Raw genomic sequence first — 14,447 nt, forward strand, 5'->3', positions numbered from 1 at the left:
AGTATTCACATGCCCGGGCCGCTCGACGGACTTCTCGTCATAGACGCCTCATGGGGGATGCCCTCCTCCATCACCTCGCTCCTGTTGGCCGACTATGGCGCGCATGTCGTGAAAGTCGAGCGGCCGGGTGGTGGTATCGATGCCACCGCTCCGGAACGCAAGATGTGGGATCGCGGCAAGTGGAGCATCGTGCTCGATCCCGAGAATCCCGATGACGCAGAGACATTGCGCCAGCTGATTCGCCGTGCCGACATCTTCATCGAGTCCTACGGCATCGCACGGAGCACGGAGCTGGGCTTGGACTACGAGGATCTCCGCATCCTCAATCCACGCCTGCTTCACCTCTCCACCACTGCGTACGGGCGCTCCGGACCGTGGCGGGACCGGCCGGGTTACGACGCGCTGGTCGCCGCTCGGATGGGCTTCATGGCCGAGCAGCCGGGCCATCGCAAGGGTCCGATCTTCCTGGGGCATCCGAGCATCGGATACACCACGGGCTTCCTCGGAGCCATCGGGATCCTCGCCGCACTGCGCGCCCGTCGCATCACCGGGCGCGGACAGCGCGTCGACGTCTCGATCCTCGACGGTGTGCTGGGACAGGCACCGATGAACTGGTGGTTCACCGCGAAGGACGAGTCCTACCTCGACACCGAGGAGAAAGGTCACTTCGGCCATCGCCGTGTGCTCATCGACCTGTTCGAGTGCGGAGACGGCGAGTACTTGATGGTCCACACCGGTGGCAACGGGGCCTTCAAGGCCGCCATGGACGTTCTCGGAGTGGGAGAGCATTTCCAGACCGTCACGGACAAGGTCGAAATGGCAGTGCCGATGAACGAGGACGAGTTCCGGATCGCGCGACACGAGGTGCCGAAGATCTGGAAGACGCGGCCGCGTGACGAATGGCTCGACTTGCTGCGCGCGCGCGACGTCGCTGTCGTTCCGGTGTTGCGGCCCGGCGAGATCCTCGAACACGAACAGGTCCGTCACGCCGATCTGGTCATGGACATGCCCGACCCCGAGTACGGATCGTTGCGGCAGGTCGCGCCGGTGATCAAGTTCTCGACCGCGATGCCGGGCCTTCCCGTGCCTGCCCCCTCCGTCGGCCTGCATCAGAAAGAACTGCCCACCCTGCTCGCACTCGAACCCAAGACCGAAGTTGCGGGAGCAAGGCTCGACCACCCGTTGTCGGGACTACGGGTCCTCGACCTCAGCCAGTTCATGGCTGCTGCGTACGGCGCGAAGTATCTTGCGGACCTCGGTGCCGACGTGATCAAGATCGAACCTCCGATCGGCGACACGATGCGTTCCCTGCCCGACCCATTCGAAGCATGTCAGCGCGGCAAACGGGCCATCGTCCTCGACCTGACGACTGAAGAAGGCAAGAGTCACTTCCTCCGTCTGGTGGATACCGCGGACGTGGTCGTGCACAACCAGCGGCCGGGCAAAGCGGAGAAACTCGGTGTCGACTACGAGTCGCTGCGCCGGCACAAGCCCGACCTCATCTATTGCTATCAGCCCGGGTGGGGCGCGGATGGCCCGTGCGCCATGGAGAAGAGTTTCGCGCCGCTGCTTTCGGCGCTGACGGGACTCATGTATGTCGCGTCGGGCACGGGCAACAAGCCGGTACGACGAGCACGTGCGAGTGAGGACTACTACGGCGGATTCCTCGGGGCCACCGGCATCCTGATGGCATTGGAACATCGGGCCCGCACTGGCGAAGGTCAGTTCGTTCTCGCACCGCAGCTCCATGCCAGTCTGTTCGCGGTGAGCGAGCACATGACTGACGGCGAGCACAAGCCGTTGGACACCGCTCGACTCGATGCCAGGCAACTCGGGCTCTCGCCGACGTACCGTCTGTTCGAGACCGCCGACGGATGGGTCTGTGTCGCGGCTGTGGGGGAGAGCGCCCAGGGTCGCCTGCGGAGTGGACTGCAGTCGGTCGGCGCCAGCGTCAACAATCTCCGTTCCGAGGAGGCGCTGGGGGTCTCACTGGAGATATACCTGGCCACTCTCGACACACCCTCTGCAACAGAATGGCTCGACTCGCATAGGATTGCCAACGAGGTGGCCCGGGATACGCCGTTCATGCCGGAGTTCTTCTGGCAGGAATGGGCAGTGGAGTCGGGCCACGTGTTCGAACACCTAGAGCACGCGGACTGGGGCTACATCAGGGAGGTGGGCTCGACTGTGAGGTTGTCCGAGACACCGGGTCGAAAGACCGGTCCCGGACCGACTCTGGGAGAGCACACCGCAGAGGTTCTCGACTCTGTGCGGGCCTGAACTTCGCCCTGGTCGCTCGTGCGATCAGAGGAGAGAGATGCCTGCTGACGAGGCTGAGAAGCCCACCCCGCGGAAGTCGGTTCGCCGCGAGCCGAATCCCACCACCATGCTGCGACGTCCGCAGAAGATGTCGGAGCACACCGCGCGCAAGGTGGTGGCCGAGATCATCGGATCGGGTCTCGGTGCCGGCGACCGGCTTCCGTCGGTGCCTTCGATGGCCGAGCAATACGGGGTGGGCTATGCCTCGGTCCGGGAAGCTCTGCGCATGCTCGAGTCGATCGGGTTGATCCAAGTGAGACCGGGGCCGAACGGGGGCCCGGTCGTCAACGATCGCGACGGCGCAGAGTTCAGTTCCGTGATCCGGCTGTATTGCCAGATCATGGGTGTCACATACCGACACATCATCGCGGCTCGGCAGGCGCTGGAGCCGATTCTGGTGCGAGAACTGGCAATCGGCGGTACCCCCGACCTTCGCGTTGCCCTGCTGGAAGCGACCAGCCACGAGATGGGCCCGGGCACCGCTTTCCGGGCGCAGGCGCGCAATTTTCACGATGTGATTGCCAGCTACTCGGCATCCAACCCGGTACTCAGTCTCTTTGCTCGCGCCGTCGGCCAGATCTATCGAGAGTTCATCCGCTCGGCAGGACCCAGCATCGAGCCGGCCGACCGCCCCGAGGTCCACGCCGAACACCGTGCCATCGCCGAGGCTGTCGCAGCCGGGGACGGCGCCCGTGCCGAGGAACTCATGGCCCAGCACATGGCCGATCTCGGGGAGTACGTCGAGACGCACTACGCGATGGCGCTGGACTCCGTCATCGAATGGGTGTGAGTACCGGATTTTTCATAGGTATGCAAGGGTTTTCGGATCTCGTCCGGTAGTGCGAAATTCCTGTGAAGCGGATCTCATCCAGTGGCACCTGCCCCTCATGCACACACGTTCCGTGCGCCTAGTGTCCAACTATCGCGCAGCCCGGAACATCAGGAGGAAAGATGCCAAGCAAAGGCGACCCGCATCCAGGTTCAGGAGCCGGTCACGACGCTGCAGTCGGCACCGTGCTGGGGGCAGTCAACGAACTGCTCCCCGGCATCGGTGAACGCGCCGCTCAGGCCGAGTCCGACCGCCGTCTCCCGGATTCCACGGTCAAGGAACTCACGGACACCGGGGTGATGCGCCTGCTGAAACCCAAGGCGTTCGGTGGCTACGAGGCAGACCCGGTGGCGTTCTACGAAGCGGTGCTCTCGATCGCCGAGCACTGCGGCTCGACGGCCTGGGTGACCGGAGTCGTCGGCGTCCACAACTGGCAACTTGCGCTCTTCGAAAGCAAGCTCCAGCACGAGATCTGGGATGAGAACCCCGATGCCTGGGTGAGCTCCTCCTACATGCCGGGAGGCAAGCTCACAGCCGTACCCGGGGGGTTCGAGCTCACGGGTCGGTGGAGTTTCTCCTCAGGTAGTGATCACTGTCAGTGGGCCATTCTGGGAGCGCTACAGATGAACGAGGACGGACCCCCCACCACCTACAACGTCGTGATCCCGCGCACCGATTACGTGGTCGAGGATGTCTGGCACACAGTCGGGCTGCGCGGCACGGGTAGCAACGACATCGTGATCGACGGCGCGTTCGTGCCGTCCCACCGTGCGCTGACCAAAACGCAGGTCTACTCGAACGATGCCCCCGGGCGCGAGAGCAATACTGCGGCGCTCTACGGCATGCCGTTCGCGACGATGTTCCCCAGCGTGATCACCGCTCCTGTGGTCGGTATGGCCCAGGGACTGCTCGACATTGCGATCGACTATCAGAGCAAGCGGGTCAGTCGTGCCCACGGCAAGATGTTGGATGCCGACCCGTACTCGGTGGCCGCCCTCGGTGCCGCGGCGAGCACGATCGACGCCTGCCGTCGTCAACTGCTCGGCAACATCTCCGGAATCCACAAAACCCTGGCAGGGGGTGGGCTTCCGACGATGGACCAGCGTTCGACCACGCGCCGGGACCAGGTGCTGGGCACCGTTCGGTGTGTGTCTGCCATCGACGACGTCTTCGATCGAGCCGGCGCTGTCGTCATCAGCGATACCCACCCGATGCAGCGCATCTGGCGTGACGCCCATGCGGCCAAACACCACACCGTGAACACAAACGAACGAACCCTGCACAGCTGGGCCCACAACGCCATGGGGCTGGGCCCGAGCGAATCCGTAGTCTGAGCAGAAGGATCAAACATAATGAGCGCGAAGAAGAACTACACCATCGTCTCTGCCGACACCCACGCCGGCGCAGACCTCTGGGACTACAAGAAGTACCTTCCGTCGAACTGGCACGAGGAGTTCGACGAGTGGGCCAAGGCGTACGCCAGCCCGTGGGACGATCTGGTCAACGACACAGCCGCCCGAAACTGGGACAGTGAACTTCGCCGCACCCACATGGAAGAGGATGGCGTCGTCGGTGAGGTGATCTTCCCCAACACGATCCCGCCGTTCTTCCCCTCCATCGTCAACGTCGTCCCGCTTCCCTCCAACAAGGCGGACTACGACAAGCGCTGGGCCGGTATCCAGGCGCACAACCGCTGGCTGGTCGATTTCTGTTCCGAGCTTCCGGTGCAACGTCGCGGCATGGTCCAGGTGTTCCCGCACCAGATCGAGGACGCGGTCAAGGAGATCCACTGGGCTGCCGAGACCGGCGTCATCGGAGGCGTGGTCATCCCGGCCAGCCCGCCCAATCACCCGACTGCCCTGCCTCACTACACCGGCCATTACGACCCGGTGTGGCGGGCGTGCGAGGAGACCGGCCTGGTGGTCGGAACCCACAGTGGCAGTGGTGAGCCGGAGTACCCCGACGATCCGGCGACCTCCGCCGTCATGCTCTACGAGTTCGGTCTGTTCACCAACCGCACCCTGTCACACATGTTGATCGGCGGTGTCTTCGAACGGTTCCCGAATCTGAAGTACTCGATGACCGAGCAAGGCGTGAAGTGGGTTGTCGAAACCATCCACCGTCTCGAAATCCAGTTCTCGGCGCTGACAGACCGGCCGTGGCTCGAGATGTTCGTCAAGGAGGCATACGACAAGCTGTCGCTGCGTCCGAGTGAGTACTTCGAGCGCAACTGCTTCGTGGGTGCGAGCACGATCCGTCCGGGTGAGGTACAGCCGGCGTTGGGTCTGGGAGCCGGAAACGTGATGTGGGGCAGCGACTACCCGCACCGCGAAGGCACCGCCCCCTATACCCGCCAGCATCTCCGGGTGGCACTCCAGGGCACCAGCGAGGCCGAAGCTCGTCGACTGCTCGGTGAGACCTGTGCCAACCTGTACGGCTTCGACCTGGCGAAGCTCGACAAGATCGCCGAGCGCGTCGGTCCTTCTGTCGAGGAACTGCAGGAACCGCTGTCCCCCGCCGACTTCCCACGTGACTGCGAGTGGTTCCAGGACGCCATGCAGACCCTCGCGCGGTGACGGGAATCTCTCGATGACAATCCACTCACTTGGCTACCTCAGGCTGTCTTCGGTCGACGTCGATGCGTGGACCCGGTTCGGGACTCAGGTCTTGGGGATGACCGCCGATCGGTCTCCTCAGGGCGGGGTCGCCTTCCGCATGGACGAGCATGCCGCGCGGCTCGAGATAGTTGCCGGTGAATCCGGTGGGGTCTCCGGAATCGGGTTCGAGGTGGAGAGCCGGGATGTGCTGGATTCCCTGACCGTGTCCCTGCGGGATCAGGGGGTCGACGTCCGCACGGGGACTTCCGTCGAATGTGACGTGCGGCGGGTTCGGGACCTGCGGATGATGAACGATCCGTTCGGTATGCCGCTCGAGCTGTACAGCGGGCCGTCGCTGGTGCACGACCCGCTGGAGACCGTTCATGTGCGGGAATTCGTCACCGGCGACCTCGGTATGGGGCACGTCGTCATCGGGGGGCCGGAGTCGGACGAGGCGCTCGAGTTCTACCGGGATGCTCTCGGCTTCGTGGATCGCAACACCATGCGCGCGATGGGGCCGGACGGCAAGCGGGGAGATGAGCGAATCACGTTTCTGGGCTGCAACCGACGCCACCATACGGTGGCGTTGATGAAGCGGCCGGCTCCTGCCCAGCTGATCCACTTCATGGTGGAGGTCGGCTCGATCGACGACGTGGGTCGAGCCTACGACAGGGCCCTGAATTCCGGTATCCAGCAACGTCTCACGCTCGGCCGGCACAGCAACGACGGGATGGTCTCGTTCTACTCGATGACCCCCGACGGCTTCACTGTCGAGGTGGGCTGCGAGGGACGCCTCGTCGAACCCGGGACACCCACGTACGAAACCACTGCCACCAGCTACTGGGGGCACAGAAAGGTAAGTGCATGACCTCCTCGCTCGAGTGTGATGTCCTCGTGGTCGGCGGCGGTGCGGGTGCTCTCACCGGCGCTCTCACCGCTGCCACCCTCGGTCTCGACGTGATCCTCGCGGAGAAGACCGAGTACCTCGGTGGTACTGCCGCCTACGCCGGAGCCGGACTGTGGCTGCCGTTGAACTCTGTCTCGGCGGCTGCGTTCGCCGACACGCGGGAGAAGGTCGATGCGTATATTGCTGCGACGACGGATGGCACCGGATTTGCCGACCTGCGTGAGGCATATCTCGACGCCGCACCGGAGATGGTCGACTTCCTGCTCCAGGACCCGTCCGTCGAGTTCCACTGGCGTGCATTCCCCGACTACTACCCGGACGCCCCAGGGTATATGCCGAGCGGACGGGCAATATTCCCGAAACCGCTGCCGGACTGGGCTATCGGCAACGACTTGGTTCGCTTGATCCGGCCGGAATTGCCGTTGATCCGAGGCGGCCACGACACGGGCAACAAGCTCCGAGGTGGGCGCGCTCTACTGGGCCGCCTCATCCAGGCCTGTGTTCGTGCCGGGGTGCGGATCGAGCTCGAGGCACCGTTGCGAGAACTCGATACGCGTCCCGGGGAGGTCGTCGGTGCCTGCCTCGGCGGGCGCGACGGTGACATGAATGTTCGTGTCCGGACCGGGGTACTCCTGGCGGCCGGTGGCTTCGACCACGACATCGACATGCGCAAGCGTGAGGGGCACCCGGTGGAGGCGGGCTGGCAGATGGGTGCCCCCGGTAGCACCGGCGAGGTGCTTGCCGAGGCACGCCGCATCGGCGCTGATGCCGATCTGCTGCACGAGGCGTGGTGGACCCCAGCATTCGACACCCCGCTCGGCCCGTCGTTCCGGGTCCATCAGCGTGGACATCCGGGCTCGATCGTCGTCGACCAGGATGGTCGTCGTTTCTGCAACGAGTCGCTACCCTACGACCGAATCGGCCGAGCATTCCGCACCGGAGTCCTGAACGGCACGCTGACCTTGCCCGCCTGGTTCATCGTCGATCAGGCCTACGTCGACCGCTACGGTCTCAACGGTGAACCGCCGCGTGCTCCGGTGCCTGAGGAGTGGCTCGCCGGTGGTTTCGCCTACTGCGGAGACACCCTCGACAAGCTCGCTGCCGCACTCGGCATTCCCGCCGAGAATCTGGGGGAGACGATAGAGCGTTTCAACGGGTTCGCAGATGCTGGTGTCGACGAGGAATTCGGTCGCGGCGACAACGCTTTCGACCTCTTCTTCGGCGACCCCGACGTCAACCCCAATCCGGCGCTCGCGCCGGTGCGAACGGGCCCCTTCTATGCCCTGCCGATGGTGCTCAGCGATCTGGGCACCAAGGGTGGTCTGCGGGCAGATCCGCACGCTCGGGTCCTCGACGAATCGGGCGTGCCGATCACCGGGCTCTACGCGGCCGGCAACATCATGGCCTCGTGGACCGGATCCTGCTATCCGGGACCGGGCGCACCGATCGGTTCGTCGATGGTCTTCGGTTACCTCGCTGCCCGGCACATGGTGGACAGGGCTCAGAAATGAGCCCGGCCGGACTGTCGCCGTCCGCCACTACAGGCGTGGCAGGAACGGGAGCGCCGGATCCGCGCCTCGCGGATTGGGATCAGATCTCAGGCTGGCTCCACTCCCAGGGGATCGGACCCGACCCCGGCAGCCCGGTCGAGGTGCTTGCAGGCGGTACCCAGAACATTCTGATCCGCTACACACACGCGGACCGCGAACTGGTCCTTCGCCGCCCACCGCTACACCTGCGCAAGAGCAGCAACGAGGTGTTGCGGCGCGAGGTCGAGATCCTCGGCGCATTGGCCGGCAGTGCCGTCCCGCATGCCGCCCTGGTGGCAGCCTGCACCGACGAGAGCGTCATCGGATGGGTCTTCTATGTCATGGAGATGGTCGACGGATTCAATCCGGCCGTCGTCGTCCCGCCGAGGTTTGCCGAGAACAGAGACCTACGACGCGATATCGCGTTCCATGCGATGGATGTGCTTGCGACCATGGGGAACCTGGACTACCGCAGCATCGGCCTCGAACAGTTCGGCAGGCCGGAGGGGTTCCTGGAACGTCAGATTCCCCGGTGGTTGCGAGAACTCGATTCGTTCGGCGCGCTCGACGGTTACGACGGCGTCGAACTGCCAGGACTGAATCAGATCGTGGCATGGCTCGGGGCCAATCAGCCGGCGACCTTCCGGCCAGGCATCATGCACGGTGATTACCATCTCGCCAATGTGATCTTCTCCGAGGACGACGCTCGTGTTCTGGCCGTCGTCGACTGGGAGATGGCCACCATCGGTGATCCGCTCCTCGACCTCGGCCGGTTCCTGGCGACCTGGCCGTCGGCCGACGAGCCGATCGGCATCGCAGGGCCCATCTACCGGACCGAGGGTCTGCCCCTCGCCGACGAGCTGGTGGACAGATATTGCACCACTAGTGAACTCGACGTGAGTGCCGTGGACTGGTACGTCGTGCTCGCGTGCTTCAAGATCGGCGTCATCCTCGAAGGCACCCATGCGCGCTCGTGCGCGGGGTTGGCCGACCCGGCCGTCGGCGCCCGCCTCCATGGGATGAGCCAAGCCCTGTTCCGCCGCGCAGAAAGAATCGTCTCGTGACCATCGCAGGCCCGTCGCATAAGACTACCGATATGACTACCGATCCGATCTTCGATGTTCGCGACAAAGCGGTGTTGATCACCGGGGGCAGCCGCGGACTGGGGCTGCAGATGGCTCACGGTTTTGCGGCGAGAGGCGCGAACGTGATCATCGCCAGCCGCAAGCTGGCAGCATGCGAGGAGGTTGCGGCCGAGCTCCGTGAGACCTACGGAATCGATTCCGGTGCGTATGCCTGCAATGTGAGTGAGTGGTCGCAGTGCGACGATCTGATGGCGGTGGTGCACGAGCGGTTCGGTCAGCTCGATGTGCTGGTGAACAATGCGGGGCTTTCGCCGCTGTATCCGAGTCTGGACAAGCTTGAGGAGGCGTTGTTCGACAAGGTCATCGGGGTCAATCTGCGTGGCCCGTTCCGGCTCTCGGTGCTGGCCGGAACCAAGATGGCCGAAGGCCGGGGCGGTTCGATCATCAACATCACCTCCACCCAGTCGATCAAGCCGCGTCCACATGCCCTGCCATATGCAGCCGCGAAGGCCGGGCTGAACGCTGTGACAGAAGGTCTCGCCCACGCATTCGGTCCTACGGTCAGGGTCAATGCGATCCTGTGCGGTCCGTTCCTCACCGAGGTCGCGGAGGCATGGGACATGGAGGAATTCGAGGAGCGGGCGCAACGGACCATGGCTTTGCAGCGCGGTGGACGTCCCGAGGAGATCGTCGGCGCCGCGCTCTATTACGCCAGCGACGCGTCGAGCTTCGCCACTGGCGCCGTGCTGCGTCTCGACGGTGGCTATGTCTGAGCCCGCCGTGTCGTGCGGGGTGGGATGTCGAGGATCGGCCGGATTCGGTTCCATCCCCCGGCACGAGACCCTTCCGTCGGCACCCGTCGGCTTCTAGGTTTCCCTACATGACAACGCACAGTGCGGAATTGATCGTTCAGCGCAACGTCGAAGTGCCGATGCGAGACGGCACGATCCTGAGGACCGATCTCTATCGGCCGACAGGCGAGGGACCCTTTCCGACGCTGCTGCAGCGCACGCCGTACAGCAAGGATTTCAATCCCGGCCTGTGGGTGGTGCTCGACCCGATCAAGGCGGCTGCCGCCGGCTTCGCCGTGGTGATCCAGGATGTTCGAGGGCGCGGACGTTCGGACGGCGACTTCTATCCGTTCACCGCAGAGGCCGAAGACGGTGAGGACACCGTCGCCTGGGTGCGCGCGCAGAGCTGGTGCACCGGCGCGGTGGGCATGTACGGCAGCTCGTACATGGCCGCCTCCGCCTGGCAGGCAGCCAAGCGTGCGCCCGAGGGGCTGATGGCCCTCGCCCCGTTCCAAGCCAGCAGCGACTACTTCGAAGGCCGCAGCTACCGCGGTGGCGCATTCGAACTCGGTGCACTCCTCGGTGTTTCCCTCAACGCGCTGGGCGGGGGCATCGCGCACCGGATGATCAAACGCGGCGAGCTCCGTCCCTCGGCTGCACGCGAGGCACGGGAAGCGGTCAACGATCTTGCACCATGGGCCCGCACCGCACCGATCGAGAAGCTCCGCGAGACCGTACTCGGAGACATCGCCCCGTTCTTCTTCGATTGGGCGGCCAATGACGATCCGGCGTCGGAAGCGTGGACCTCGTTGTCGGTGGAGTCGTGCTATCCCGACATCGAGGTGCCCGTCCTCCACCTGAGCTCCTGGTACGACCAGGCTCACGTGGGCACGCTCCGCAACTTCGAGGGGATGACCGCCCGCGCACCTGAAACGGTGCGAGACCAGCAGTTCCTGTTGATGGGTCCGTGGGCCCACCGGGTGCCGCGAGGAAGCACCGTCGGCCAGCTCAAGATCGGTGACATCTACTTCGGCACGGGCGCCATGTTCGACATGGACACTCTGCAGATTCGTTTCTTCCGCAGCGCTCTGGCCGGTGAGCCGGTCATCTGGCCCTACCCGGAACGTGTCCGCCTGTTCATGATGGGCGAGAACGCGTGGCGGGACTACCCGCAGTGGCCTCCGGCCGAGTCACAGCTGCGTCGTCTGCACCTGGTCGGCAACGCCGCCGCGACACGCGAGGAGGGCACGCTGTCCTGGGACGCGCCCGAGACCGACGTCTCCGACACCTGGCAGCACGATCCGGAGAACCCTGTGCCGACGGCCGGCGGTGCCCATATGACCCCCGAAGCGGTCTGCCCGGCCGGCCCCGTGGAACAGACTCACGTGCAGCGACGCGACGATGTCCTGGTTTTCACCGGTCCCGAACTTGCCGAAGATCTGGACATCATCGGCTGGGTCGAAGCCGAACTGTGGGTGGAGGGAAGCGCCGAGGCGGACTACTCGATCACAGTCAGCGACGTCCACCAGGACGGCCGAAGCTACAACGTGTGTGACGGCTACGTGCACGTGCCTGCCGGGACCGCGACTCCGGATACACCGTTGCGGATCAGCCTGGGGGCCACCGCCCAACGATTCCGGGCAGGGCATCGGATCCGGGTACACATCGCTGGCAGTTCGTCACCGCGTCACCCGATCGTCGGCGGGATCGACGGCGCCGTACGCACCCAGACCGTCCGTTCCGGAGGAATCGCCGCTTCAGCGGTGCTGCTCCCGGTTGTCGCTGCGGCCACTGCCACGTCGACGACCTCTTCCTGATCAACCCCCGCCACCTCGATAGGAGACCAGATGCTGCAGACGATAGACGTGACTCGTGAAGGGACGCGGCGAAGCTTGGACGCCGCCACTGCGCTGAGCTATCACATTGCCGGCGAGGGTGAAACCTTGGTGATGCTGCACGGCTCGGGCCCGGGCGTCTCCGGGTGGGGCAATTTCGGTGCCAACCTGCCGCTGTTCTCCCAGCACTTCCAGACGGTCATCCCCGATCAGCCCGGATTCGGTCTGAGCCCGCGTCCGGAGATGGATCGCCCGTACCACCGGATTTCGTCGGACGCGATCGTCGCACTCCTCGACGACCTGGATGTGGAGAAGGCACACGTGCTGGGCAACTCGATGGGCGGCAGCGTCGCGGCACGTTTCGCGCTCGACCATCCCGACCGCCTCGCGAAGCTTGTGTTGATGGGCCCGGGAGGTGTCGGTGCCGGAATCCTGGCGCCGTCCCCGTCGGAGGGGCTCTCCCGTCTGGTCGAGTTCGCTCACGATCCCACACGTGAGCGGCTGATCGTGTGGATGAAGACGATGGTCAGCGACAAGGCGTTCATCACCGAGGAGCTGATCGAGGAGCGGTGGCGTAATGCCATGGAGCCCAGTGCTATCGAGTGGCTTCAACTCTTCTTTTCCCACGTGGGAGGCAAGAGCAAGCGCCCCACCGAGGAGATCCCGCTGTGGGCTCAGGTGCCCCAGATCGCTGCGCCGACCCTGATCACCTGGGGTCGCGACGACCGAGTGACCCCGCTGGAGATGGCCTGGCTTCCGCTGCGCCAGATGCGCGAGGTGGAGCTCCATGTCTTCTCCGGCTGCGGTCACTGGGCGATGACGGAGAAACGTGAGCAGTTCGAGCGTGTGGTCATGGAGTTCCTGACCCGACCAGCCGCATCCGTGGCGTGAAATCGATGACCGCCACCGAGACAGTGCCGTGCATCGGCACCGAACAGGTCACGATCAACCTCACCGGGGTGCGGACCGAGTGGTTGGTGCCCTTGGCGCAGGCCGCCGATCGGCTCGGCTTCGGTGCGGTGTCGGTCGGCGACAGCATCTTCTATCCGCAGGAGTCGGATTCGCGCTATCCCTACAACTCCACCGGCGACCGCACGTTCCTGGAGAGCATTGCGATGCCCGACCCGTTCGTGCTGCTCGGGCATCTTGCGGCGGTCACCGAACGAATCCGGTTGCAGACGTCGGTGACCAAAGTAACCGTGCGGCACCCGATCCTGGTAGCCAAGCAGGCGGCGTCGCTGGCGGTGCTCGCCGAAGGCCGTGTCCGACTCGGGGTCGGGATGAGTCCGTGGCCCGAGGACTACTCCGTTCTGGGCATCCCCGAGCAGGGTCGCGGAGCCCGGTTCGAGGAGGCGCTCAGCATTCTCCGCTCGTTGGTCACAGATGGTTACCACGAGCATCACGGCAGCCACTACGAGTTCGACCCGATCAAGCTCAACCCGGTTCCAGTACAGCCGATCTCGTTGCTGGTCGGTGGCCACGGTGCCGCAAACTTGCGACGAGCGGCAACACTGGGTGACGGATGGATCGCGGCAGCGACCGACCATGCGACGCTGGCCGGTCTGATCGAGACCGTACGGTCGACGCGTGTTGAGGCCGGCCTCGACTGGCAGGGATATGAGGTCCACGCGAGTGGCCAGTCGGATCGAAGTGCCGCCGGGCTGGCCCAGCTTGCCGACCTCGGTGTCACCCATGTCGCGGTGCGACCGACCCCCGACGGCGTGCTTTCCGGCGACGTGGCCGACGTGATCGAGCACATGGAGAGGCTGGCGACCGACCTGGAGGGGGCCACGTGCAGAAACTGATGTACGCCGTGTGGCGGAGTTCCGACGAAGATCCTGCGGTCTTCGCCGAACGGCTCCGCACCTCCTTCGCCGACCGGCTCCTGGAGTTGCCGGTGCTCGGACTGCGGATCAACGTCATCGATGCCGCAGTAGTTCCAGGCTCGGCACCGGTGCCCGACGGCCTGCGTCGGATCGCGATCGAACCGCAGATGGAGGCTGTCGTCAGCCTCTGGGTGCACTCGGCCACGCCGTACCGTTTCGCTGCGGTGGCCGAGGCGATGCGCGAGGCCGGGGAGCGGATCGCGGGATACGCCGTCCTGGAGTCGGAGCCGCTGCCCACACCGGCCGAGGCGGCACCGCTGGACGATCGCGGCGTGGGGTTCACCCAACTCGCCTTCATCCAGCGCAGTGAGAACCAGGACGCCGACTCCTGGCGAAGCAGGTGGCTCGACCACCACACCGCCGTCGCCGTCGAGACCCAGAGCACCTTCGGCTATCGCCAGAACCTCGTCGTCCATGCCTTGCAGGACGATAGCCCCACCTGGGCAGCAATTGTCGAAGAGGACTTCCCGATCGAAGCCCTGACGGACCGGCACGCCTTCTATGCCACCGATGGAGACCCGCAGAAGCTGGAGGAGAACCGCGGCCGGATGTCCGCCAGCACCCGCACCTTCATCGACCACGCGGCCGGACTCGACGTGCTTCCGACCAGTTCCTACCTGCGCCGCGACCCGCTGCGGAAACCCCTGTGACACCAATGAGCAACCAAGG

At 64.9% G+C, this 14,447-nt stretch carries 12 protein-coding genes; all 12 read left to right on the forward strand.

Features of this window, described 5'->3' with window-relative positions:
• Nucleotides 1-9: 9 nt before the first annotated feature.
• The 12 genes from ACZ46K_RS10655 (at nt 10) to ACZ46K_RS10710 (ending at nt 14,428) form a co-directional block, all read left to right on the forward strand.
• Nucleotides 10-2,280, forward strand: coding sequence for a CaiB/BaiF CoA transferase family protein (locus ACZ46K_RS10655; protein WP_464748122.1), 2,271 nt, complete (start codon nt 10-12; stop codon nt 2,278-2,280).
• Between the two features lie 37 nt (nt 2,281-2,317).
• Nucleotides 2,318-3,109 (forward strand): FadR/GntR family transcriptional regulator, encoded by a 792-nt coding sequence (locus tag ACZ46K_RS10660; protein ID WP_464748124.1) that lies wholly within the window; start codon nt 2,318-2,320, stop codon nt 3,107-3,109.
• Between the two features lie 161 nt (nt 3,110-3,270).
• Nucleotides 3,271-4,482 (forward strand): 3-hydroxy-9,10-secoandrosta-1,3,5(10)-triene-9,17-dione monooxygenase oxygenase subunit, encoded by a 1,212-nt coding sequence (gene hsaA, locus ACZ46K_RS10665; protein WP_054804786.1) that lies wholly within the window; start codon nt 3,271-3,273, stop codon nt 4,480-4,482.
• A gap of 18 nt (nt 4,483-4,500) precedes the next feature.
• Complete coding sequence (locus tag ACZ46K_RS10670) at nt 4,501-5,724, forward strand: amidohydrolase family protein (RefSeq protein WP_464748126.1); 1,224 nt, start codon at nt 4,501-4,503, stop codon at nt 5,722-5,724.
• Between the two features lie 13 nt (nt 5,725-5,737).
• Complete coding sequence (locus ACZ46K_RS10675) at nt 5,738-6,613, forward strand: VOC family protein (protein WP_464748128.1); 876 nt, start codon at nt 5,738-5,740, stop codon at nt 6,611-6,613.
• Nucleotides 6,610-8,163 carry an FAD-dependent oxidoreductase gene (locus ACZ46K_RS10680; protein WP_464748130.1) on the forward strand — a complete coding sequence of 518 codons (1,554 nt, stop codon included), beginning with the start codon at nt 6,610-6,612 and terminating at the stop codon, nt 8,161-8,163. The genes ACZ46K_RS10675 and ACZ46K_RS10680 overlap by 4 nt, the downstream gene beginning before the upstream one ends.
• 35 nt (nt 8,164-8,198) lie before the next feature.
• The gene (locus ACZ46K_RS10685; protein ID WP_464748132.1) at nt 8,199-9,245 is read left to right on the forward strand and encodes a phosphotransferase family protein; all 1,047 of its coding nucleotides are present in this window, start codon (nt 8,199-8,201) and stop codon (nt 9,243-9,245) included.
• Between the two features lie 32 nt (nt 9,246-9,277).
• Nucleotides 9,278-10,039, forward strand: coding sequence for a glucose 1-dehydrogenase (locus ACZ46K_RS10690; protein WP_054804805.1), 762 nt, complete (start codon nt 9,278-9,280; stop codon nt 10,037-10,039).
• A gap of 107 nt (nt 10,040-10,146) precedes the next feature.
• A complete protein-coding gene (locus ACZ46K_RS10695) occupies nt 10,147-11,874 on the forward strand; it encodes a CocE/NonD family hydrolase (protein WP_464748135.1) in 1,728 nt (575 codons plus the stop codon).
• A gap of 30 nt (nt 11,875-11,904) precedes the next feature.
• Complete coding sequence (locus ACZ46K_RS10700; protein WP_464748137.1) at nt 11,905-12,783, forward strand: alpha/beta fold hydrolase; 879 nt, start codon at nt 11,905-11,907, stop codon at nt 12,781-12,783.
• A 5-nt stretch (nt 12,784-12,788) separates the two neighbouring features.
• Entirely contained in the window at nt 12,789-13,697 is a 909-nt protein-coding gene (locus ACZ46K_RS10705) for a TIGR03619 family F420-dependent LLM class oxidoreductase (protein WP_464748139.1), read from the forward strand.
• Nucleotides 13,685-14,428: an EthD domain-containing protein gene (locus ACZ46K_RS10710; RefSeq protein ID WP_464748141.1), complete on the forward strand. Its 744-nt coding sequence runs from the start codon at nt 13,685-13,687 to the stop codon at nt 14,426-14,428. The genes ACZ46K_RS10705 and ACZ46K_RS10710 overlap by 13 nt, the downstream gene beginning before the upstream one ends.
• The last annotated feature ends 19 nt before the right edge of the window (nt 14,429-14,447 follow it).

The organism is Rhodococcus sp. JCM 9793 (assembly GCF_055380405.1).

Coding starts and splice junctions, on each gene's coding strand:
- ACZ46K_RS10690 (WP_054804805.1), top strand. CDS start 9,278: ATGACTACCGATCCGATCTTCGATGTTCGCGACAAAGCGGTGTTGATC.
- hsaA (WP_054804786.1), top strand. CDS start 3,271: ATGCCAAGCAAAGGCGACCCGCATCCAGGTTCAGGAGCCGGTCACGAC.
- ACZ46K_RS10675 (WP_464748128.1), top strand. CDS start 5,738: ATGACAATCCACTCACTTGGCTACCTCAGGCTGTCTTCGGTCGACGTC.
- ACZ46K_RS10660 (WP_464748124.1), top strand. CDS start 2,318: ATGCCTGCTGACGAGGCTGAGAAGCCCACCCCGCGGAAGTCGGTTCGC.
- ACZ46K_RS10700 (WP_464748137.1), top strand. CDS start 11,905: ATGCTGCAGACGATAGACGTGACTCGTGAAGGGACGCGGCGAAGCTTG.
- ACZ46K_RS10705 (WP_464748139.1), top strand. CDS start 12,789: ATGACCGCCACCGAGACAGTGCCGTGCATCGGCACCGAACAGGTCACG.
- ACZ46K_RS10695 (WP_464748135.1), top strand. CDS start 10,147: ATGACAACGCACAGTGCGGAATTGATCGTTCAGCGCAACGTCGAAGTG.
- ACZ46K_RS10655 (WP_464748122.1), top strand. CDS start 10: ATGCCCGGGCCGCTCGACGGACTTCTCGTCATAGACGCCTCATGGGGG.
- ACZ46K_RS10680 (WP_464748130.1), top strand. CDS start 6,610: ATGACCTCCTCGCTCGAGTGTGATGTCCTCGTGGTCGGCGGCGGTGCG.
- ACZ46K_RS10670 (WP_464748126.1), top strand. CDS start 4,501: ATGAGCGCGAAGAAGAACTACACCATCGTCTCTGCCGACACCCACGCC.